We start from the raw sequence: 19577 nt of genomic DNA, 5'->3' as shown, positions 1-19577 counted from the left end.
GGTGAACCCTTCGACGACCCAGGCCCGCATCGTCGTCGACGAACTGATCCGCGGCGGCGTCCGCGATGTGGTGCTGTGCCCCGGGTCACGCAACGCGCCGTTGGCGTTCGCGCTGCACGACGCCGACCGCGCCGGCCGGATCCGGTTACACGTCCGGATCGACGAACGCACCGCCGGTTTCCTGGCGATCGGTCTGGCGATCTCCGGGCAGGCGCCGGTGCCGATCGCCATGACCTCGGGCACCGCGGTGGCCAACCTCGGCCCGGCGGTGGTGGAGGCCAACTACGCGCGGGTACCGCTGATCGTGCTGAGCGCCAACCGGCCCTACGAACTGCTGGGCACCGGGGCCAACCAGACCATGGAACAGCTCGGATACTTCGGCAACCAGGTGCGCGCCAGCATCAGTCTCGGTCTGGCCGAAAGCGGTGACCTGACCGCGCTGAACGCCCAGTGGCGTTCGGCAACGTGTCGAGTTCTGGTGGCCGCCAAGGGATCTCGCAGTGCCAACGCCGGCCCGGTGCAGTTCGACATCCCGCTGCGCGAGCCACTGGTGCCCGACCCCGACGACAACGCCGACACCCCGGCCGGCCGGCCCGACGGTCGCTCGTGGACGCACACCCCGCCGGTCAGCTTCGACCAGCCGCTGGACATCGACCTGACGCCGGACACCGTCGTCATCGCCGGCCACGGCGCGGGCAGCCACCCCAACCTGGCCGCGCTGCCCACCGTCGCCGAACCGACCGCACCTGCGGCAGCGAACCCGTTGCACCCGCTGGCCCTGCCGCTGCTGCGGCCCCAGCAGGTCATCATGCTGGGCCGCCCGACCCTGCACCGCACGGTGTCCAGCCTGCTGGCGGACCCGTCGGTGCCGGTGTTCGCGCTGACCACCGGCCCGCGCTGGCCCGACGTGTCGGGCAACTCGCAGGCCACCGGCACCCGCGCGGTCACCAGCGGCAGCCCTGACCCGGCCTGGTTGCAGCGCAGCGCCGAACTGCACCGACGCACCTGCGCGGCGGTGCGCGCCCAGCTGGACCGGCATCCGCACACCACCGGCCTGCATGTCGCGGCTGCGGTGGCCGACGGCCTGCGCGACGGTGACCAGCTGGTGCTGGGCGCGTCCAACCCGGTCCGCGATATCGCCCTGGTCGGCTTCCGCGCCGACGGGGTCAAGGTGCGCTCCAATCGCGGGGTGGCCGGCATCGACGGCACGCTGTCGACGGCCATCGGCGCGGCGCTGGCGCATGAGCGCGAGGGCGGCGCGACGGTGGCGCTGGTCGGCGATCTGACCTTCGTGCACGACAGTTCCGGATTGCTGATCGGCCCGACCGAACCGACTCCGCGCAGCCTGACCATCGTGGTGTCCAATGACAACGGCGGTGGCATCTTCGAGCTGCTGGAACAAGGGGACCCTCGGTTCTCCGACGTCTCCTCCCGGGTGTTCGGCACCCCGCACGATGTCGATATCGCCGCACTGTGCCGGGCTTACCACGTGCCCAATCAGCAGGTCGACGTCGACGCGCTGGCCGAGGTGCTGCGCGAACCGGCCGACGGTATGCGGGTACTGGAGGTCAAGGCCGACCGGTCCTCGCTGCGTGCCCTGCACGCCTCGATCCGGGCGGCGCTGTAGTGAAGGTGCCCGCCGCGTTGGCGCAGCTGTGGCGCCGGATGCCGCGGATGTTCGGCGACGGCACCGAAACCCGTCGGCAGCGCATCATCCGGCGGGTCCGGGTCGGCATATTGCTGATGGCAGCGCTGGCGTCGTTCCAATCGGTGCTGCTGGTGCTCGGCGCGTGGGAGAACGACCGGCAGATCGAACGCAATATGGGCGTGGCCGCCGCCGAGGTGCTCGACGCCGGCCCGCGGCGCTCCACCATCGAGTTCGTCACCCCGGATCGGGTGACCTACCGGCCCGAACTGGGCGTGCTGTATCCGTCCGAGCTGGACACCGGGATGCGCATCTACGTCGAATACGACCGCACCGACCCGGATCTGGTTCGGGTGCAGGACCGTAACGCGGCGCTGGCCATCATCCCGGCCGCCTCGATCGCGGTGCTGGGCTGGCTGGTTGCCGGTGCCGCCCTGCTGGTGGTGGCCGTCGTCGCGCGCCGCCTCGACGCAGCGCAGCCCGCGGAGGATCAGACCGACGACATCAGCTTGTCGAGCCAGTCCTCGTCGTAGATGTCGAGTTTCTCGTCGTTGGTCAGGTCGTAAACCGTTGGTGTCCCGGTGTCTATCGGGTCGATGAGGTAGAGCAGGTCGTAGTTCATCGCGTCCATCTCGACGGCGTCGACGGCGGCCTTGCCCCCGGCGATGCGCTGGGCGACCTCATCGGGTAACCCGGCCGCGCGGGCCTTTTCGGCGATCTCCTCCTCGGTGGGACCCCGGCCCGACGGGTCCTGGTCGGCCCACAGATCCTCGACGAACGACTGGAACGCCACCGCCGGGCTGTCGCCCTCGGACGCCGCCACGAACAGGGCGTTGCTGACCCGCTCGGAGTAGTGGAAATCGGCGGCTTCCAGGAACGTCATCGGCCGGTAGGTGACGGCCAGCCGGCCCAGGCCGATGTGGTGGCGGAGGTCCTCCCCGAAATCGCGCTGTAGGTCCGCGCAGTGTGAGCACTGCGGTTCGGCGAAGATCTCGATCTGCACCGGTGCCTGCGGGAAACCGGCGGTCACGCCGTACCCGTCCTCGCTCACCTGCGTCAGCGGCTGATTCGGATCGGATTGCGCGCTGCCCTCGATCTGTTTCGTGCAGCCCACGCCGACCAGCAGCGTCAAACCCGTGAGCACGGCCAACATTCGATGCACGCAAACCACCGTACCGCTGTCGTGGTGTTCGCATGCCATATGCCCGTACGCAACCGTGTGGTCAACCACCGCTGCGACAGTCAAGCCGTGCGCGTTGCAATCGTTGCCGAATCGTTCCTCCCGAATGTCAACGGCGTCACCAACTCGGTGTTGCGGGTGATCGAGCATCTCCGCCGCACCGGTCACGAGGTGCTGGTCATCGCCCCGGACACCCCGCGCGGCCAGGCACCCGCCGATCGCGTGCACGACGGCGTCCGCGTGCACCGCGTGCCGTCGCACATGTTCCCCAAGGTCACCTCGTTGCCGCTGGGTGTGCCGCGCCCGCGCATCGTCGGTGTGCTGCGCGGATTCGATCCCGACGTGGTGCATCTGGCCTCACCCGCGCTGCTGGGCTGGGGCGGTGTGCACGCCGCACGCCACCTGGGCGTGCCGACCGTGGCGGTGTTCCAGACCGATGTCGCCGGATTCGCCGAGAGTTACGGTGTGGGCGTGTTGTCACGCGCCTCCTGGGCCTGGACGCGACGGCTGCACAGCAAGGCCGACCGTACCCTCGCACCGTCCACCTCGGCGATGGAAAATCTTGCCGCCCATGGTGTTCCGCGGCTGCACAAGTGGGGCCGCGGGGTGGACATCACCGGCTTCGTGCCGTCGGCCCGCGATGAGGCGCTGCGCGCCCGATGGTCCCCGGCCGGTAAGCCGGTCATCGGCTTCGTCGGCCGACTGGCACCGGAAAAGCATGTGGAGCGGCTGGCCGTCCTGGCCGACCGCGATGACCTGCAGGTGGTCGTCGTGGGTGATGGCGTCGACCGTCGCAAGCTTGAATCACGAATGCCCGCAGCCGTTTTCACCGGTGAACTGCGGGGTTCGGCGCTGGCGGCGGCCTATGCCAGCATGGATGTGTTCGTCCACCCCGGCGAGCACGAGACGTTCTGTCAGGCGGTCCAGGAGGCCATGGCCTCCGGTCTGCCGGTGGTGGCGCCCAACGCCGGCGGCCCGCGCGATCTGGTCACCCCGATGCACACCGGCATGCTGCTGGGCGTCGACGAGTTCGAGTCCCGGCTGTCCGGTGCCGTCGACCATCTGATCGCCGAGCGTGCCCGATATTCGGCCGCGGCCCGGCGCAGCGTGCTCGCCCGCACCTGGCCGGCCGTCTGCGATGAACTGTTGGGCCACTACGAGGCCGTCATGCAGTCGCGAGCGACCGTGTCGGCGCGCCGACACGCCGGTTAGACACGCAGTCCACGGTCGCTCGCGCCCGGGGTTCAGCCCTGGGCCTCGATGGACACCGGTTGCCACTGCCGCCAGGTCTCCAGCCGCTGCGCGTAATCGGCCTCGGCAAGCTGCAGCGGTATCTCGCCGAAGAACACCCGCAGCGGCGGCTTGTCGGCGTCGACGATCTTGAGTACCGCGGCCGCCGACGCCTTTGGATCACCGGACCTGGCGGTGCGCTTGGCGCGGGCCGCATCGGCGGCGGCGTGCGCGTCCGCGTAATCGGGCAGCGGGGTGGCGCGCTTGGCCGAGGAACCCGCCCAGTCGGTGTCGAAGCCACCCGGCTCGATCAAGGTGACGTGGATGTTGAAGCCGGCGACCTCCTGGGCCAACGACTGGGAGAAGCCCTCCAGCGCCCACTTGGAGGCGTGGTAGATGCCGACGTTCTGGAAAGCGGTGATGCCGCCGATCGAGGACACCTGGATGATGTGGCCGCTGCGCTGGGCGCGCAGGAACGGCAGGGCGGCCTGGGTGACCCACAGCGCGCCGAACACGTTCGTCTCGATCTGGTCGCGAGCCTCGGCCTCGGACAGCTCCTCGATGAACCCGAACTGCCCGTACCCGGCATTGTTGACCACCACGTCGAGGCGGCCGAAGTGGGCGTGTGCCTGCGCCACCGCCGCGAAATCGGCCGCCCGGTCGGTGACGTCGAGCTGCAGCGGAAGCAGCGCTGCGCCGTACGTGGCGGCCAGGTCGTCCAGGGTGGAGGTGTCCCGGGCGGTGGCGGCGACCTTGTCCCCGCGCTCGAGTGCGGCGATGGCCCATTCCCGGCCGAAACCGCGGGATGCGCCGGTGATGAACCAGATCTTCTCGGTCATGTGCATGCCTTTCTCGCGAGCCTACGACCGGTATCAACGTCACCACGTCCGACCCATTCCGCCAACCCCGGGATCCACAGGTAGTTTTAAACCGATGAGCAGGGCGTCACTGGAGAAGAACCCGCACGAGGTCGCGTCGATGTTCGACGCCGTGGCCCGCCGCTACGACATCACCAACACCGTGATGTCGCTGGGCCAGGACCGGTTCTGGCGTCGGGAGACCCGCGCGGCGCTGGGAATCGGCCCCGGCGACAAGGTGCTGGACCTGGCCGCGGGCACCGCGGTGTCGACGGTCGAGTTGGCGACGTCCGGGGCGTGGTGTGTGGCCGCGGACTTCTCGGTGGGCATGCTGGCCGCCGGCGCGACGCGCGAGGTGCCCAAGGTGGGCGCCGACGCCACGAAACTGCCGTTCGCCGACGACGTTTTCGATGCCGTCACCATCAGCTTCGGGTTGCGCAACGTCGTCGACCACGTGGCGGGATTGCGGGAGATGGCGCGGGTGACCCGTCCCGGTGGCCGGCTGGTGGTGTGTGAGTTCTCCACCCCGACGAACGCGCTGTTCGCCACCGCGTACAAGGAGTACCTGATGCAGGCGCTGCCGATGATGGCGCGGGCGGTGTCGAGCAATCCGGAGGCCTATGTCTATCTGGCCGAGTCCATCCGGGCCTGGCCGACGCAGGCCGAACTGGCTGAGCGCATCCGCGAGGCGGGGTGGCAGGCCGTGCGCTGGCGCAACCTGAGCGGGGGGATCGTCGCGCTGCACGCCGCCGTCAAGCCTTGAGCGAGGCGGAGCCGAGCTATGAGATTTGAGTTATGAGTACCCCCGTGCTGGCGGTGGCCGGCTTCCTCGGCGCCGGCAAGACCACCCTGCTCAACCACCTGCTGCGCAACAGCCGCGGCGTGCGAATCGGCGCCCTGGTCAACGATTTCGGTGCGGTGAACATCGACGCCATGCTGGTGGCCGGTCAGGTCGACGCGATGGCCTCGCTGTCCAACGGCTGTATCTGCTGTGCGGTCGACGCCTCCGAGGCCGCCGAGATGCTGGGCAAGCTGGCGTCGGTGCGCCCGGCACTCGATCTGATCATCGTCGAGGCCAGCGGCGTCGCCGAGCCGCCGGTGCTGGCCCGCACCATCGCCACCGCCGAGGATGACCGCTTCCACTACGCGGGGCTGGTCCTGGTGGTCGACGCCGTGCAGCCCGCCGACTTGGGCCATGGCGTCGCGGTGGCGGATCTGGTGGTGCTCAACAAGATCGGTGATGCGTCAACCGATGAGGTGCTCGCCCGCATCCGCGAACTCAACCCCCGGGTGCCGGTGCTGCCCACCGATTTCGCCCGCATCGACCCCGACCTGCTGATCGATCCGCCGACCAGGCGGAAACCGCAAGCCCAGTTGTCCTTCGACGAACTGCTGCACGAGCACCACAGCCATGACCATCCCGAATATCAGAGCGTCGAGTTTGCCACCGCCGACACCATGAATCCGCGGCACTTCCTGCAGTTCCTGCACGACCGACCCGACGGGCTCTATCGGGCAAAGGGTTTCGTCGACTTCGGGACGAACGGACGATTCCTGGTGCAGCTGGTCGGCAGCTCGTTGCGGTTTTCGAAGAAGCGGGGCCGCGGCACCGAACTGGTGCTCATCGGCACCGGCATGGATGCGGCCGCCCTGACGGCTGCGCTGCGGGACTGCACCCGCGAACCCGCCGACGAGAACGCGATGCTGGGCATCGGTAAGTACGTCGTCTAGCCACGACGCGGGCGAACCGGCCGACCTGGTGTCGGTCTGGTCGGGTTGCTCGCAACCATGCTGAACTCCGGTATCGATGCGCGACTACGGGTTTTCCAGGACTCCGGACGACGCCGACCGGTGAGAGCGTCGGAGTCATGGAAATGACCGCAGTGAAGAAGAGGATCACCGTCGTGGGCGCATCAGGCCTGATCGGCAGGCAACTGGTGCCGCTGTTGGCCGCGGCCGGCCACGATGTCGTCGAAGCGTCCCGTGCCACCGGAGTGGACCTGCTCAGCGGGGACGGGCTCGATGACGCGTTGGCAGGGGCCGACGTGGTCATCGATGTGATCAACTCCGCGACACCGGAGGATTCATCGCAGGCCTTCTTCGAGCAGACGTCATCGAACCTGGCCGCCGGCGCCCGACGCGCCGGCGTAAAGCACTACGTCGTGCTGTCGATCGTCGGCGCTGATCGGCTGGCCCCGCTCGCGGGATACCTGCGCGGCAAAATGGCTCAGGAGGAAGCGGCCGCCGAATCCGGCGCACCGTGGACCGTGGTGCGGGCGACGCAGTTTCATGAGCTGGCCATACCGATCACCGAATCGCTGGTCCGGGGTGCCGAAGTACGAGCGCCGGTGGCGTCGATCCAGACCGTCGACTCGGGCGAGGTGAGCGCGGTACTGGCGCGGGTGGCCACCGGCATCCCACTCAACGTCATCCACGAGGTCGGTGGCCCGGAGCAGATGCCCTTCGCCGAGATGGCCCGCGCGGTCTTGGAACACCAAGGGCGCATCCTGTCGGTGATCGACGATCCGGAGGCGACCTATGAGGGGCTGCCGGTCGACGACACGACGCTGGTCACCGGACCGGCAGCAGAACTGTGCAGCACGCGGCTGACGGACTGGTTGACGCGGCGCTGACGGGCGCGTCAGCCGGCGGCGAGGGCCTGCGCAACGGGTCTGGACTGAGCTGGGGTAGGCCTGTGCCGCGATTTGTCCACCTGGCTTCAGCCGAGTCGTGGATGGCGGGCTCCCGGCTGAATTGAGGTCGAGCTGAACGAGCGTCGCGGAAACTACCGGCGCCCCGGATTGCTATGCGCCACCACCACGACCTCGGCGGGATCATCGCCGAGTTGGCGCAACTTGTGGGAGACCGAGGCGTCGAAATAGGCGCAGTCGCCGGTGTCCAGGCGCACCACGCGGCCGTCGAGGTTCAGTTCCACCGCGCCCAGGTGTACGAAGACGAACTCCTGGCCGGGGTGGGACGGATGCGGGTGTGTGGCGAACTGGCGGCCCGGACGCACCACGAAGGGTGACATCGCCTTGCCCAGCATGGCCGCGGCCACCGCGTGATGCCGCTCCGCGCCGCGGTCGGCCGCGCGTTCGACGGTCAGCGTCGACTCCTCGGCGTCCTCGGAGAACAGCTGTGCCACATCAACATCCAGTGCACGTGAGATCTTCAGCGCGGCGGCGATCGAGGGCACGCTGTGTCCGCGCTCGACCTTGGACAGGTAGCTCTTGGTCAGCCCGGTCGCCGCTGACACCTCGTCCAGCGTCATGCCCCGCTGCTGGCGCACCGCGCGTAACAAGCCACTCACGCCGACCAGATTACCTCATTGACGATATGACACAAGGTGTCCTATCGTGACCACAGTGTCATTGTGAAAGGAGAAAGAGATGACCAGCACCCTCGGAGATTCCAAGTCCGACCTGATGCGTCGCGCGCTCGACGGCCTGAACCGCAATATCGCCGAATCCGGCCTGACCGACCGGGAGAAGGTCGCCCTGACCTGCCGCGCACTGTTCGACGCCGGTCACGACTCCGGTCTGGCCGGCCAGATCACCGCCCGCGCCGAAGAACCGGGCACCTACTACACCCAGCGCCTGGGGCTCGGGTTCGACGAGATCACCGCGGGCAACCTGCTGCTCGTCGACGAAGACCTCAACGTCCTCGACGGATCGGGAATGGCCAACCCCGCCAACCGCTTCCACTCGTGGATCTACCGGGCCCGTCCCGATGTCAACTGCATCGTGCACACGCATCCCTTCCACGTCGCGGCGCTGTCCATGCTGGAGGTGCCGCTGATGGTGTCCCAGATGGACATCGCGCCGCTATATGACGACTGCGCCTTCCTGCCGGACTGGCCAGGGGTGCCGGTCGGCAACGAGGAGGGCGAGATCATCTCCGCGGCCCTCGGTGACAAGAAGGCGATCCTGCTGGCCCACCACGGCCATGTCGTGGCCGGCGCCAGCATCGAGGAGGCGTGCTCGCTGGCCATGCTGATCGAACGCGGCGCCAAGCTGCAACTCGCGGCGATGGCGGCGGGAACCATTGCGCCGCTACCGGCTCGGTTGGCGCGCGAGGCCCACGACTGGACTCTGACCCCGAAACGCAGCCAGGCCAACTTCGCCTACTACGCCCGCCGTGCGCTGGCCGCCCATCCCGACACCCTCACCGCCTGAAAGGTCGCATCATGACGAACATCCACGGCATCATCGCCTACCCCGTCACCCCGTTCAACTCCGACGGCAGCGCCATCGACACCGCCAAACTGGCCGGCCTCGTCGATCAGCTGGTCGTCACCGGCGCGCATGCCATCGCCCCGCTCGGTAGCACCGGCGAATCGGCCTATCTGACCGAGGCCGAGTTCGACACCGTCGTCGACACGACCGTCAACGTCGTCGACCGCCGTGTGCCGGTGATCGTCGGGGCCTCCGACCTGACCACGGCCAACACCATCCGGCGGGCCCGGCACGCGCAACGGGCCGGCGCAGACGCGGTGATGATCCTGCCGGTGTCGTACTGGAAGCTCACCGACCGCGAGATCGCACAGCACTACGCGAGCGTCGCGGCCGCCGTCGACCTGCCGATCATGGTCTACAACAACCCCGCGACCAGCGGTATCGACATGAGCCCGGAATTGCTGGTGCAGATGGCCGACCAGATCGACAACGTGCAGATGGTCAAGGAGTCCACCGGCGACCTCACCCGCATGCGGCGCATCAAGGAGCTCTCCGGGGGCGCGTTACCGTTCTACAACGGCAGCAATCCGCTGGTGCTCGACGCGCTCACCGAGGGCGCGTCGGGTTGGTGCACCGCGGCGCCGAACCTGCGGCCGCAACCGTGCGTGGACCTGTACGACGCCGTCCGCGCCGGCGACCGCGCTCGCGCCCAGCGCATCTACGACGATCTCGCGCCGCTGCTGCGGTTCATCGTCGCCGGCGGTCTGCCCACCACCGTCAAGGCCGGGCTCGAACTGCTCGGCACCGACGTCGGGGATCCGCGGGCGCCGCTGCTGCCGCTGGACGCGCAGGGGCGTACCGAGCTCGAGGCCATGCTGGCCCCGGCCGACGGGCTGTCCGCGCGCACTCGCTAGTGTGCGCGCATGTTCAAAGTCAACGAGTACTTCGACGGCGCCGTCGCCTCCATCGCGTTCGCACCGGCGGACGGCCCGGCGACGGTCGGCGTGATGGCGGTCGGCGAGTACGAGTTCGGGACTTCGCAGCTGGAGATCATGCATGTGGTCAGCGGTGCGCTGACGGTGCGGTTGCCCGGCAACGACAGCTGGGAAACCTTCACCGCCGGAACGCAGTTCACGGTGCCCGCGGACAGCAAGTTCACGGTGCGGGTCGAGGTGGAAACCGCCTACCTCTGCCAGTACCGCTAGATCAGCGCTTTCTTGGTGCGGATCCGGCGCCGGACATCACCCAGCAGGATCTGACTGCCGCCGTGCCGGATGAACCGCGGGATGAAGCGGTTGACGAACGCGACGAAGGCGAACAGGTTCTCGAACCTGCGCTGGTCGGCGGCCGACCAGCGCAGGCCCATCGCATCGCGGAAGATCGGCGCCAATGACCCGATGGTCAGGAACCGCAGCAGCGGGGCGAAGGTGACGCGCAGCGGCCAGTTGATCATCTTCAGATCCACCAGGGCCATCAGGTAGTCACGGATGTGATCGTCGATGACCACCTTCTGGCAGGCGATGTTCCAGTAGTCGTCGAACTCGGCACGGGTCGGCGGCCACTGGTCGGCCGTCACCTGCAAGGTGGTGCCCAGCGGTTGCGCCGAGTGGTAGAACTGCTCGGCCTGCTCCGGCGACATCGGGCCGTGCAACAGCTGGAAGGTGTCCTCGAATCCGACGAACAGACACGCCGCCACCCACATCTGCAGTTCCCGGTTGAACGCGTTGTAGCGCACCGGACTGGTCGGGGTGGACTGCACCTGACGGTGCGCCACGTCCACGGCGGCGCGGTAGGCGGCGCGCTCCTCGTCGGTGCCCAGCACCGCCACCGCCAGGTACTGGGTGGTGGTGCGGGCCCGCTTCCACGGATGTTCCATCAGGCTGCCGGACTTGACCCGACTCTCGGCCACGCCGTAGCCGACCTCCGGGCGGGCCATCTGCATGATGACGTTGGCCGCGGCCCCGGCGAACGACCAGAAATCGACGGCGTCGCGCAGGTCGACCTCGCCGTGGTCCCAGCGCGATGTGCGCTGCTCGATGGTGATCCGGGTCTCGGCGGTCGTCGGCTGCGGCCGCGGTCCGGAATCGTCTGCGTGCGCCGTCATCATCAGACCTCCCTGTCCGATCACAGCCTGGCACAGCGATCGGCCACGGGGCAAGGATATGTGAATGGTCATTCTTCAGTCCCGTGCATGCATATGTGTTCGGGACCGGCTTTTGGCAGAGATTTTGACGGTACAGCGTGAAGGATCATTCGGCGTGGTACGCGGCCGGTACCAGATGCGTTACCGTGAGACCATGGCAACCGTCGGACGTCCCGCGCAACCGGTCGTGCGGCGGCGTCCGCGGGACCGCAAGGCGCAGATCGTCAAGGCGTCCGCCTATGCGTTCAGCGCGCTGGGCTACCACGCCGTCAGCATGGAGGACATCGCCTCGCGGGTCGGGATCTCCGCGGCGGCGTTGTACCGGCACTCGCCGGGTAAATACGAACTGTTCCGCGACGCCGTGATCGGCCTCGGACAGCAGTTGGTGGACGGCACCGAGGTGGTCAGCCCCGACTCCGATCCGGCGGCGCTGCTCGACGACCTGGTCGACGCGTTGGTCGACACAGCCATCGCCAACCGCAGCAGCGGCGGGCTCTACCGCTGGGAAGGTCGCTACCTCAATCCGGAGGATCAGGAGATCCTCAACGGTCAGATCGAACTGGTGAACCGCCGGCTGCAGCAGCCCTTGATGCGGCTGCGTCCCGACCTGACCTCGCGGGAACGGTGGACGCTGTCGTCGGCGGCGCTCAGCGTCATCGGCAGTGTCACCGATCATCGCGCCGCGCTGCCGCTGGGTGAGATGCGGGCGCTGCTGGCCGGTCTGGCCTCGGCGGTGTTGTGGGCGCCGCTACCGCCGCCCGACGATTCACCGCCGCGCAAGCGGTTGTCGCACAGTGGTTCTGCGGTCGGCGGCAAATACGAGATCCTGCTGCGCGAATCCCTGATGTTGTTTCACCGCAAGGGGTTCCGCGAAACCAGCATGGAGGACATCGCCGCGGCGGTGGGGATGCAACCGTCGGGCATCTACCGGTTCTTCCCGGCCAAGGCCGATATCCTGGCCGCGTCCTACCGGCGCAGCGCGGACCGGGTGTCCGGAGACCTCTCCAATGTCCTTTCCGAGGAACCGGATCCGGGACGCGCGCTGAGCCAACTGATCGACCTGTACGTCAGCCGGTCCTTCCGGGAACCCGAACTGGCCTACGTCTACTACACCGAGCGCGGCAACGTGCCCGAACCCGACCGCATGGTGCTGCGCAACATCCAGCGCGCCACCATCGACGAGTGGGCACGCCTGGTGTCCGAGGCGCGCACCGAATTCAGTGCTGCGCAAGCACGATTCGCCGTACACGCCGCCTTCGGACTGGTGGTGGACCTGGGCCGGTTGGTGCAGTACGAGGACACCGCTTATTCCCGGGCGTGTGTCCGGTTGATGATGGAGCTGACGCTGCTGGGGCGCGCGCCGGTCAGCTGAACGGTGTGCGCTCGTCGAAACGCCGCGACAGCTTGCCCGCCGATCGCCACACCCGCGCGATCCAGTCCTCGTCCTCCTCGGTGACCAGATTGCCCATCATCCGCACCGCGACCTGCATCAGGAAATGCGAGCGCAGCGCCACCGGCCCGGCGGCGGGCAGGAAGCGGGGCAGCGTCAGCAACAGCGCCAGGCGCCGCGCGGCGGAGAAGCCGCGGGCGTAATGCTCGGTCAGCACGGCCGGCCAGGCGGCGCTCAAATCGCCGGACCCGAGCATCTCGGCGGCCAACCGTCCGGTCTCCAGGCCGTAGTCGATGCCCTCGCCGTTGAGCGGGTTGACGCACGCCGCGGCGTCCCCGATCAGCATCCAGTTGGGTCCCGCGACGCCGGAGACGGCCCCGCCCATCGGCAGCAGCGCCGACAGGCCGGCCCGGGGCTCACCCTCGAACCCCCACTCCTCGCGCCGCAGCCCGCAGTAATACGACATCAGCGGTCGCAGCGCGGCATCGGCGGGGCGTTTCGCGGTGGCCAGCGCGCCGACGCCGATGTTCACCTCGCCGTTGCCCAGCGGAAAGATCCAGCCGTACCCGGGCAGCACCTCACCCGTCGGGGAGCGCAACTCCAGATGCGAGGTGATCCATGGTTCGTCGGCCCGCGGCGTGGCGATGTAGCCGCGGATGGCGGTGCCGTAGACGGTCTCGCGGTGCCAGGTCCGGCCCAGCACCCGACCCAGCGTCGAGCGCGCGCCGTCGGCAACGATCAGCTGACCCACCCCGACCTCGGATCCGTCGTCGAGGATCAACTCGCGAACCCGGCCCGACGAATCATGACGCACGTCAACGGCTTTGGCGCCGAGCAGCATCTTGGCGCCGTCGTCGGCGGCGACCATGCGGATCCGGTCGTCCAGCTCGGTGCGCGGCACCGCGCTGCTCACCGCGGGGAACGACGGGCCGGGCCACCGCACCTCGACATCGGCACCGAAGCCCGACATCCGCAGCCCGTGATGGCGGATCCTGCCCGCCAGCCAGTCGCCCAGGCCCAGTCGACGTAGCTCGGCGACCGCGCGCGGGGTCAGTCCGTCACCGCAGGCCTTGTCGCGGGGGAATTGCGCGGAGTCGATGACGAGCACGTCGCGACCTGTGCGGGCGGCCCAGGCGGCCGCCGACGAACCGGCGGGACCGGCGCCGACAACAACCACATCTGCTGGACTGGGCACCCCCACAGTATGTTGGAACAATGAGGACACCGGCGAGCGTGGTGGCGGGCGTGGATTTCGGGGACCCCGATTTCGCGGCGCGGGTGCGTGACGGCGTGGCACGTGTCGAGGACCTGATGTCCACCGAGTTGGGCAAGGCCGACGTGCTGATGGCCGAGGCCGTCCAGCACCTGTTCCAGGCCGGTGGCAAGCGCTTCCGGCCGCTGTTCACGGTGCTGGCGGGGTCGCTGGGGCCGCGGCCGGAGGATCCCGAGGTCACCATTGCCGGGGCCGTCATCGAACTGGTGCACCTGGCGACGCTGTACCACGATGATGTGATGGACGAGGCGCAGGTGCGCCGCGGGGCGGACAGCGCCAACGCCCGCTGGGGCAACAACATCGCGATCCTGGCCGGCGACTACCTGTTCGCCACCGCGTCGCGGTTGGTCTCGCGGCTCGGGCCCGATGCGGTGCGCGTGATTGCGGACACATTCGCCCAGCTCGTCACCGGACAGATGCGCGAGACTCGCGGGGCCGCCGACGGTACCGACGAGATCGAGCACTATCTCAAGGTCGTCTACGAGAAGACGGCCTGCCTGATCGAGGCGTCGGGCCGGTTCGGGGCGACGTTCTCCGGCGCCGACACCGAGCAGATCGAGCGGTTGTCGCGGCTCGGCGGGATCGTCGGGACGGCGTTCCAGATCTCCGATGACATCATCGACATCGACAGCGACCCCGACGAGTCGGGCAAGCTTCCCGGCACTGACCTGCGCGAAGGCGTGCACACCCTGCCGGTGCTGTACGCCCTGCGCGAGACCGGCGAGGACGCCGAGCGGCTGCGCGTGCTGCTGGCCAAGCCGCTGGAGGACGACGGCGAGGTCGCCGAGGCGCTGACGCTGCTGCGCCGCTCGCCGGGCATGGCCAAGGCCAAGGAGACCGTCGCCGACTACGCGGTGCGGGCGCGTGACGAGTTGGCGAATCTGCCCGACGGTCCGGGCCGGGCGGCGCTGGCCACCCTGGTGGACTACACCGTCAACCGGCACGGCTAGTGGAACCCGCGGGGGTCGTTCGTTCGTTAGGTCAGCGAAGACTTTCGTAGGAGGAAAAGCTGATGACCTGGCATCCTCATGCCAATCGGATGAAGACGTTCGTGCTGCTGGTCGGCATGTCCGCGCTGATCGTCTTCATCGGCTCGCTGTTCGGCAACCAGTCGATCCTCATGCTGGCGGTGCTGTTCGCCGTCGGCATGAACGCCTATGTCTACTTCAACAGCGACAAGATGGCGCTGCGGGCGATGCACGCGCAGCCGGTCAACGAGATGCAGGCCCCGGCGATGTACCGCATCGTGCGCGAGCTCGCGACCACCGCGCGCCAGCCGATGCCGCGGCTCTACATCAGTGACACCGCCGCGCCCAACGCGTTCGCCACCGGCCGCAATCCCCGTAACGCCGCGGTGTGCTGCACCACCGGCATCCTGCAGATCCTCGACGAGCGTGAACTGCGCGCGGTGCTGGGTCACGAGCTGTCCCATGTGTACAACCGCGACATCCTGATCTCATGCGTCGCCGGTGCGATGGCGTCGGTCATCACCGCGCTGGCCAATATCGCGATGTTCGCCGGCATGTTCGGCGGGAACCGTGAGGGTGGCGTGAATCCGTTTGCGATGCTGCTGGTTTCGCTGCTCGGCCCGATCGCGGCCACCGTCGTCAAGCTGGCCGTGTCACGTTCGCGCGAGTACCAGGCCGATCAGTCCGGCGCCGAGCTGACCGGGGATCCGCTGGCACTGGCGAGTGCGTTGCGCAAGATCGCCTACGGCGTGCAGGCCGCCCCGCTGCCGCCGGAGCCTCAGCTGGCCGATCAGGCCCATCTGATGATCGCCAACCCGTTCCGGGCGGGGGAGAAGATCGGCAAGCTGTTCTCGACGCACCCGCCGATCGAGGACCGCATCCGCCGGTTGGAGCAGATGGCCCGCGGTTAGTGTTTGCGATTTCGGTGAGGATACGTGCGGAGCGCGCACGTTATCTCACCGAAATCGCGGCCAGGATCACCGCGATGACCCGCTCCGGATACTCGACGAGGTCCAGCCAGGTGAACCGGAGCACCGTCCACCCGTTGAGGACGAGATAATTCTGCCGGCGGCGGTCTTTGACGAACTTGTCCGGATCGCTGTGAAAGGCCCAGCCGTCGGCTTCGATGGCCACCATGAGACCCGGGAACGCGACGTCGACCTTGTATGGTCCGACCCGATAGTTGGCCACCCATCCGGTGATGCCGTGCTCCTCCAGCAGCTTGATCAGCAGCCGTTCAGCTTCGGATTGGGCACCGCTCGCCGCAGCGCGCAGCAGTCGTCGCGCGGCGGGCGACCCGTACCGGCCCTTGTTGCGCATGTGTGCGTCCCACAGGTCGGGCAGCGTGGTGCTGGTCTGTAGAGCCGAATCCATGATCTTCGGCCCGCCGCCGCGGCGGGCGGCTGCTTCGACCGCTGTCAGGCAGAGATCGGTGACGCGCAGACCTCGCAGTTCGATGACGTCGCGGGAATCGAGATCGCGCCGCCTGGGCCGGCAGCCCGGACGGGCGCGGCCGTATCCATTGCGCGCCAACGTCACCTCCACCACCTTGGGTGCGAAACGAGTGAGTCCGTGCCACCATGCCGCAGCAAGTCCGCTGGCGCAGGCGGTATGTCCATAGGACCAGACCGCGGCCCGCACCCGCGCGGCATCCCCGAACGGACGGTCGTCGACGAAGTACACCCCCGGTGCACAACGTCGCCAGAGGCCGGACCGTACCCGCCGCCGCACCGCGTCAGGACTCAATCCCAGCGCACGGGCCTGCGTCAGGGTGATGACGCCGTCGTGGCACCGCAGGTGATCGTTCAACATGCTTACTCGGACGCGGCACCGCCCCGACCGGTTCCACTCTCTGCGGTTTCGGTGAGGATTCGTGCGACTGCCGCACGTACCCTCACCGAAATCGCGAGAAGAGATAGGGTGTGGCGCATGCGTACCCGTGGTCTGCTGTTTGCGGTGGCGGCCGCTGCCGCTGTGAGCACCGCCGCCGTGGCGTCGGCCGAACCCCCGCCGCCGCCACCTCCGCCGCCGGCGCCGAACATCGGTGGCTACGCCCTGGTGAAGCCGTCGGAGTACGCGGTCAACGACGGCAGCCTGTACGCCTTCACCGCCGGTGCCGGGATCACCTGCGTGCTCAGCCGCACCAACGGTAGCTACGGTTGCAGCGGAGCCTTCCCGGGCGCACCCAACGGAGCCAACGTCGTCAGCGGTGGACAGGTCGGCGCGCCGGGCTTCGCCACCGCCGCCAATCCGGTGTACGTGGGGGACAAGCCGGCCACACCGCTGCCGGCGAACTCGCGGATCAGCTTCCAGCACGTCACGTGTGGCACCGACGGCGCCATGGTGACGTGCCAGAACTCGTTCGACCAGTCGGGTTTCGTGATCAGCCCGGGCGGCAGCTGGATCGTCAACCCGACCAACCCGCTGCTGGACCGGCCCGAGGGTCGCAACCCGTACTTCAACTGAGCTCAGAACCCCGAGCCGTGCACCTCGTGGCCGGGGTTCTCCACCATCAGGCCGCGGTAGGCGTCCTCGACGGTGCGCCCGTGATTGATGACGCCGTCGACCTCGCGTGCGATCGGCATGGTCAAGCCGTACTTCTCGGCGAACTCCATGATCACCGACGCGGCCTTGACGCCCTCGGCGACCTGATTCATCGCGGCGATGATCTCCTCGACGGTCTTGCCCGAGCCGAGTTGCTCACCGACGTGCCGGTTGCGGCTGCGCAGCGAGGTGCAGGTGACGATCAGGTCGCCCATCCCGGCCAGCCCACCGAACGTGTCGCGGTGCCCGCCAATGGCCACACCCAGCTTGGACATCTCGGCCACCGCGCGGGCCATCACCATCGCGCGGGTGTTCTCCCCGATGCCCAGCGAGTAGCCCATGCCGACGGCGATGGCGTAGACGTTCTTCAGCGCGCCCGCCATCTCGACGCCGACGACATCGTCGGTGGTGTACGTGCGGAACCGCCGGGTGCGGAACAGGCCGGCCAGGTTGGCGGCCAGATGCTGGTCGGGCATGGCCAACACCGCCGCCGCGGCGTACCCCTCGGCGACCTCGCGGGCGATATTGGGTCCGGCCAGGATCCCGGCCGGATGCCCGGGCAACACCTCGTCGACGATCTGACTCATCCGCATATTGGTGCCCTGCTCAAGGCCTTTCACCAGCGACACCACCGGCACCCACGGCCGCAACTCGCGGGCCAGTTCGATCAGCACGCCGCGGAACCCGTGGGACGGCACGCCCATCACGATGACATCGGCGCACCGCGCGGCCTCGGAGAAGTCGGTGGTGGCCTTCAATCCCTCGGGCAGGGCGCACGCGTCGCCGAGATACCGCGCGTTGCGGTGGTTGTCGTTGATGTCCTTGGCGGTCTCCTCCGAACGCACCCACTGCAGGGTCGGCCCGCGCCGCGCACAGATGGAGGCGACGGTGGTTCCCCAAGATCCGCCGCCGAGGACGACGACGTTCGGTTCGCGTTGTGCAGGTGCCATCCGGTCAGCGTATTGCGGTGAGGGTCCGTTGACCGCGAGTTGGGCAACTGTATCCGTCGTTGTCGCGTGCCCGGCGCGGCTAAGTTAATGGCTATGTGTGCATCGACGACAGGATCCGTCGGCCGCTGATCCGCAGCATAGAGCGCCCAGATCCGATGTTCGCTGTAAGTGTTAGGCTGCTCGCTCGAAATATGTGAATGAAAATTCTTCAAAATGTTGACGATGATCGAGCGTCGCCGATACCGTGCCAACCACCGTGAGTGATCGGCCAGGAGGTGGCCGTGGCGCGGTGTCGGGAGGGATTCGCTGTGTCTGTTCAGCTGCCGTCTACTCAGCTGCCGAACGGGAGAGGATGACCTCCTCAACCGAGCGTGTGTCCGGTGCCGGCGGGCCGACGAACGGGCTCGACGCCATCGGCGAGTGGACCGCCGGATTCACCAGACGTCATCCGATCGCGTCGCTGCAGACCGTCGGCGACCAGTTCGTCCTCGGCGTCCGCACCATCCAGCATCTGTTCGTCGACCTGTTCACCGGGAAGTTCCAGTGGCAGGAGTTCGTTCGGCAGGGCGCCTTCATGGCGGGCACTGCCGTGGTGCCGACGGTTCTGGTGGCGCTGCCCATCGGGGTGACGCTGTCGATCCAGTTCGCGTTGCTGGCCGGTCAGGTCGGCGCGACCTCACTGGCCGGTGCGGCCAGCGGCCTGGCGGTGATCCGGCAGGCGGCCTCGCTGACCGCGGCGATCCTGATGGCGGCCGCGGTGGGTTCGGCCATCACCGCCGACCTGGGTTCGCGGACCATGCGTGAAGAGACCGACGCCATGGAGGTCATGGGTGTCTCCGTGATCCGCCGCCTGGTCGTCCCGCGGTTCGCCGCCGCGATCATGATCGGCGTCGCGCTGACCGGCATGGTGTGCTTCGTCGGCTTTTTGGCCAGCTTCATCTTCAACGTGTATTTCCAGAACGGTGCGCCGGGCAGCTTCGTGGCGACGTTCGCGTCCTTCGCGACCACCGGCGACATGGTCGTCGCGTTGGTCAAGGCGGTGATCTTCGGCGCCATCGTCGCCGTCGTCTCGTGCCAGAAGGGGCTGTCCACCGCCGGCGGTCCGACGGGTGTGGCCAACTCGGTGAACGCCGCGGTCGTCGAATCGATCCTGCTGCTGATGGTCGTCAATGTCGTGATCAGCCAGCTCTACATCATGCTGTTCCCGAGGGTCGGGCTCTGA

The 19577-nt window shown here is 68.2% G+C and carries 21 protein-coding genes; 14 read left to right on the top strand and 7 right to left on the bottom strand.

The window, feature by feature from the left end:
* Window position 1: 1 nt before the first annotated feature.
* A complete protein-coding gene (gene menD / locus ACWDUN_RS18445) occupies window positions 2-1627 on the top strand; it encodes a 2-succinyl-5-enolpyruvyl-6-hydroxy-3-cyclohexene-1-carboxylic-acid synthase (protein WP_449931108.1) in 1626 nt (541 codons plus the stop codon).
* A gap of 38 nt (window positions 1628-1665) precedes the next feature.
* Window positions 1666-2178, top strand: a complete 513-nt coding sequence (locus tag ACWDUN_RS18440) for a DUF3592 domain-containing protein (RefSeq protein ID WP_449931165.1) — start codon at window positions 1666-1668, stop codon at window positions 2176-2178.
* Here ACWDUN_RS18440 and ACWDUN_RS18435 read toward each other — a convergent pair.
* On the bottom strand, window positions 2136-2798 hold the full coding sequence (locus ACWDUN_RS18435; protein ID WP_449931163.1) for a DsbA family protein: 663 nt from the start codon (window positions 2796-2798) through the stop codon (window positions 2136-2138). The genes ACWDUN_RS18440 and ACWDUN_RS18435 overlap by 43 nt on opposite strands.
* Before the next feature lie 96 nt (window positions 2799-2894).
* Here ACWDUN_RS18435 and ACWDUN_RS18430 point away from each other — a divergent pair, with 96 nt between their 5' ends.
* Window positions 2895-4037: a glycosyltransferase family 4 protein gene (locus ACWDUN_RS18430; RefSeq protein WP_449931107.1), complete on the top strand. Its 1143-nt coding sequence runs from the start codon at window positions 2895-2897 to the stop codon at window positions 4035-4037.
* 32 nt (window positions 4038-4069) lie between these two features.
* Here the strand turns inward: ACWDUN_RS18430 and ACWDUN_RS18425 are convergent, their stop codons facing one another.
* Window positions 4070-4894 (bottom strand): SDR family oxidoreductase, encoded by an 825-nt coding sequence (locus ACWDUN_RS18425; protein WP_449931105.1) that lies wholly within the window; start codon window positions 4892-4894, stop codon window positions 4070-4072.
* 94 nt (window positions 4895-4988) lie between these two features.
* Here ACWDUN_RS18425 and ACWDUN_RS18420 point away from each other — a divergent pair, with 94 nt between their 5' ends.
* The 3 genes from ACWDUN_RS18420 (at window position 4989) to ACWDUN_RS18410 (ending at window position 7545) form a co-directional block, all read left to right on the top strand.
* Entirely contained in the window at window positions 4989-5675 is a 687-nt protein-coding gene (locus ACWDUN_RS18420; protein ID WP_449931103.1) for a demethylmenaquinone methyltransferase, read from the top strand.
* A 32-nt stretch (window positions 5676-5707) separates the two neighbouring features.
* Window positions 5708-6643: a CobW family GTP-binding protein gene (locus tag ACWDUN_RS18415; RefSeq protein ID WP_449931101.1), complete on the top strand. Its 936-nt coding sequence runs from the start codon at window positions 5708-5710 to the stop codon at window positions 6641-6643.
* Between the two features lie 143 nt (window positions 6644-6786).
* Window positions 6787-7545, top strand: coding sequence for an SDR family oxidoreductase (locus tag ACWDUN_RS18410; protein WP_449931161.1), 759 nt, complete (start codon window positions 6787-6789; stop codon window positions 7543-7545).
* A gap of 152 nt (window positions 7546-7697) precedes the next feature.
* Here ACWDUN_RS18410 and ACWDUN_RS18405 read toward each other — a convergent pair whose 3' ends face one another.
* Window positions 7698-8222, bottom strand: a complete 525-nt coding sequence (locus tag ACWDUN_RS18405) for a helix-turn-helix domain-containing protein (RefSeq protein WP_449931099.1) — start codon at window positions 8220-8222, stop codon at window positions 7698-7700.
* A 79-nt stretch (window positions 8223-8301) separates the two neighbouring features.
* Between ACWDUN_RS18405 and ACWDUN_RS18400 the strand changes: the two genes are divergently transcribed.
* The 3 genes from ACWDUN_RS18400 to ppnP are packed head-to-tail and all read left to right on the top strand — an operon-like array spanning window position 8302 to window position 10292.
* A complete protein-coding gene (locus tag ACWDUN_RS18400) occupies window positions 8302-9087 on the top strand; it encodes an aldolase (protein ID WP_449931098.1) in 786 nt (261 codons plus the stop codon).
* 11 nt (window positions 9088-9098) lie between these two features.
* Window positions 9099-10001, top strand: a complete 903-nt coding sequence (locus tag ACWDUN_RS18395; protein ID WP_449931096.1) for a dihydrodipicolinate synthase family protein — start codon at window positions 9099-9101, stop codon at window positions 9999-10001.
* 9 nt (window positions 10002-10010) lie between these two features.
* Window positions 10011-10292, top strand: coding sequence for a pyrimidine/purine nucleoside phosphorylase (ppnP, locus tag ACWDUN_RS18390; RefSeq protein ID WP_449931094.1), 282 nt, complete (start codon window positions 10011-10013; stop codon window positions 10290-10292).
* Here the strand turns inward: ppnP and ACWDUN_RS18385 are convergent.
* Window positions 10289-11194 (bottom strand): oxygenase MpaB family protein, encoded by a 906-nt coding sequence (locus ACWDUN_RS18385; protein ID WP_449931092.1) that lies wholly within the window; start codon window positions 11192-11194, stop codon window positions 10289-10291. The genes ppnP and ACWDUN_RS18385 overlap by 4 nt on opposite strands.
* A gap of 190 nt (window positions 11195-11384) precedes the next feature.
* Between ACWDUN_RS18385 and ACWDUN_RS18380 the strand changes: the two genes are divergently transcribed.
* A complete protein-coding gene (locus ACWDUN_RS18380) occupies window positions 11385-12602 on the top strand; it encodes a TetR/AcrR family transcriptional regulator (protein ID WP_449931090.1) in 1218 nt (405 codons plus the stop codon).
* Here the strand turns inward: ACWDUN_RS18380 and menJ are convergent.
* Window positions 12595-13815, bottom strand: a complete 1221-nt coding sequence (gene menJ / locus ACWDUN_RS18375) for a menaquinone reductase (protein WP_449931088.1) — start codon at window positions 13813-13815, stop codon at window positions 12595-12597. The genes ACWDUN_RS18380 and menJ overlap by 8 nt on opposite strands.
* A gap of 20 nt (window positions 13816-13835) precedes the next feature.
* Here menJ and grcC1 point away from each other — a divergent pair, with 20 nt between their 5' ends.
* Both grcC1 and htpX read left to right on the top strand, forming a co-directional pair.
* Complete coding sequence (gene grcC1 / locus ACWDUN_RS18370; RefSeq protein ID WP_449931087.1) at window positions 13836-14843, top strand: nonaprenyl/(2E,6E)-farnesyl/geranylgeranyl diphosphat synthase; 1008 nt, start codon at window positions 13836-13838, stop codon at window positions 14841-14843.
* Between the two features lie 62 nt (window positions 14844-14905).
* Entirely contained in the window at window positions 14906-15772 is an 867-nt protein-coding gene (gene htpX, locus ACWDUN_RS18365; RefSeq protein WP_449931085.1) for a zinc metalloprotease HtpX, read from the top strand.
* A gap of 40 nt (window positions 15773-15812) precedes the next feature.
* Here htpX and ACWDUN_RS18360 read toward each other — a convergent pair whose 3' ends face one another.
* On the bottom strand, window positions 15813-16673 hold the full coding sequence (locus tag ACWDUN_RS18360) for a type IV toxin-antitoxin system AbiEi family antitoxin domain-containing protein (protein ID WP_449931083.1): 861 nt from the start codon (window positions 16671-16673) through the stop codon (window positions 15813-15815).
* A 117-nt stretch (window positions 16674-16790) separates the two neighbouring features.
* Between ACWDUN_RS18360 and ACWDUN_RS18355 the strand changes: the two genes are divergently transcribed.
* Window positions 16791-17327 (top strand): hypothetical protein, encoded by a 537-nt coding sequence (locus tag ACWDUN_RS18355; RefSeq protein ID WP_449931081.1) that lies wholly within the window; start codon window positions 16791-16793, stop codon window positions 17325-17327.
* A 2-nt stretch (window positions 17328-17329) separates the two neighbouring features.
* Here the strand turns inward: ACWDUN_RS18355 and ACWDUN_RS18350 are convergent, their stop codons facing one another.
* Window positions 17330-18355 carry an NAD(P)H-dependent glycerol-3-phosphate dehydrogenase gene (locus ACWDUN_RS18350; RefSeq protein ID WP_449931079.1) on the bottom strand — a complete coding sequence of 342 codons (1026 nt, stop codon included), beginning with the start codon at window positions 18353-18355 and terminating at the stop codon, window positions 17330-17332.
* A gap of 352 nt (window positions 18356-18707) precedes the next feature.
* On the opposite strand from ACWDUN_RS18350, the gene ACWDUN_RS18345 reads away from it, so the two are divergent.
* Window positions 18708-19577, top strand: a complete 870-nt coding sequence (locus tag ACWDUN_RS18345) for an MlaE family ABC transporter permease (protein WP_449931077.1) — start codon at window positions 18708-18710, stop codon at window positions 19575-19577.

The sequence above is a fragment of the Mycobacterium sp. NPDC003323 genome, from assembly GCF_053589535.1.
The sequence above is the reverse complement of the archived record's forward strand: the minus strand, read 5'-3'. Positions and strand labels throughout refer to the sequence as shown.

Excerpts from the sequence above, each read along its gene's own strand:
- ppnP (WP_449931094.1), top strand. The coding sequence starts at position 10,011 with ATGTTCAAAGTCAACGAGTACTTCGACGGCGCCGTCGCCTCCATCGCG.
- ACWDUN_RS18415 (WP_449931101.1), top strand. The coding sequence starts at position 5,708 with ATGAGTACCCCCGTGCTGGCGGTGGCCGGCTTCCTCGGCGCCGGCAAG.
- htpX (WP_449931085.1), top strand. The coding sequence starts at position 14,906 with ATGACCTGGCATCCTCATGCCAATCGGATGAAGACGTTCGTGCTGCTG.
- ACWDUN_RS18380 (WP_449931090.1), top strand. The coding sequence starts at position 11,385 with ATGGCAACCGTCGGACGTCCCGCGCAACCGGTCGTGCGGCGGCGTCCG.
- ACWDUN_RS18395 (WP_449931096.1), top strand. The coding sequence starts at position 9,099 with ATGACGAACATCCACGGCATCATCGCCTACCCCGTCACCCCGTTCAAC.
- ACWDUN_RS18435 (WP_449931163.1), bottom strand. The coding sequence starts at position 2,798 with ATGTTGGCCGTGCTCACGGGTTTGACGCTGCTGGTCGGCGTGGGCTGC.
- ACWDUN_RS18420 (WP_449931103.1), top strand. The coding sequence starts at position 4,989 with ATGAGCAGGGCGTCACTGGAGAAGAACCCGCACGAGGTCGCGTCGATG.
- ACWDUN_RS18385 (WP_449931092.1), bottom strand. The coding sequence starts at position 11,194 with ATGATGACGGCGCACGCAGACGATTCCGGACCGCGGCCGCAGCCGACG.
- grcC1 (WP_449931087.1), top strand. The coding sequence starts at position 13,836 with ATGAGGACACCGGCGAGCGTGGTGGCGGGCGTGGATTTCGGGGACCCC.
- ACWDUN_RS18410 (WP_449931161.1), top strand. The coding sequence starts at position 6,787 with ATGACCGCAGTGAAGAAGAGGATCACCGTCGTGGGCGCATCAGGCCTG.
- ACWDUN_RS18400 (WP_449931098.1), top strand. The coding sequence starts at position 8,302 with ATGACCAGCACCCTCGGAGATTCCAAGTCCGACCTGATGCGTCGCGCG.
- ACWDUN_RS18355 (WP_449931081.1), top strand. The coding sequence starts at position 16,791 with ATGCGTACCCGTGGTCTGCTGTTTGCGGTGGCGGCCGCTGCCGCTGTG.
- ACWDUN_RS18440 (WP_449931165.1), top strand. The coding sequence starts at position 1,666 with ATGCCGCGGATGTTCGGCGACGGCACCGAAACCCGTCGGCAGCGCATC.
- ACWDUN_RS18425 (WP_449931105.1), bottom strand. The coding sequence starts at position 4,894 with ATGACCGAGAAGATCTGGTTCATCACCGGCGCATCCCGCGGTTTCGGC.
- ACWDUN_RS18360 (WP_449931083.1), bottom strand. The coding sequence starts at position 16,673 with ATGTTGAACGATCACCTGCGGTGCCACGACGGCGTCATCACCCTGACG.
- ACWDUN_RS18345 (WP_449931077.1), top strand. The coding sequence starts at position 18,708 with ATGACCTCCTCAACCGAGCGTGTGTCCGGTGCCGGCGGGCCGACGAAC.
- ACWDUN_RS18350 (WP_449931079.1), bottom strand. The coding sequence starts at position 18,355 with ATGGCACCTGCACAACGCGAACCGAACGTCGTCGTCCTCGGCGGCGGA.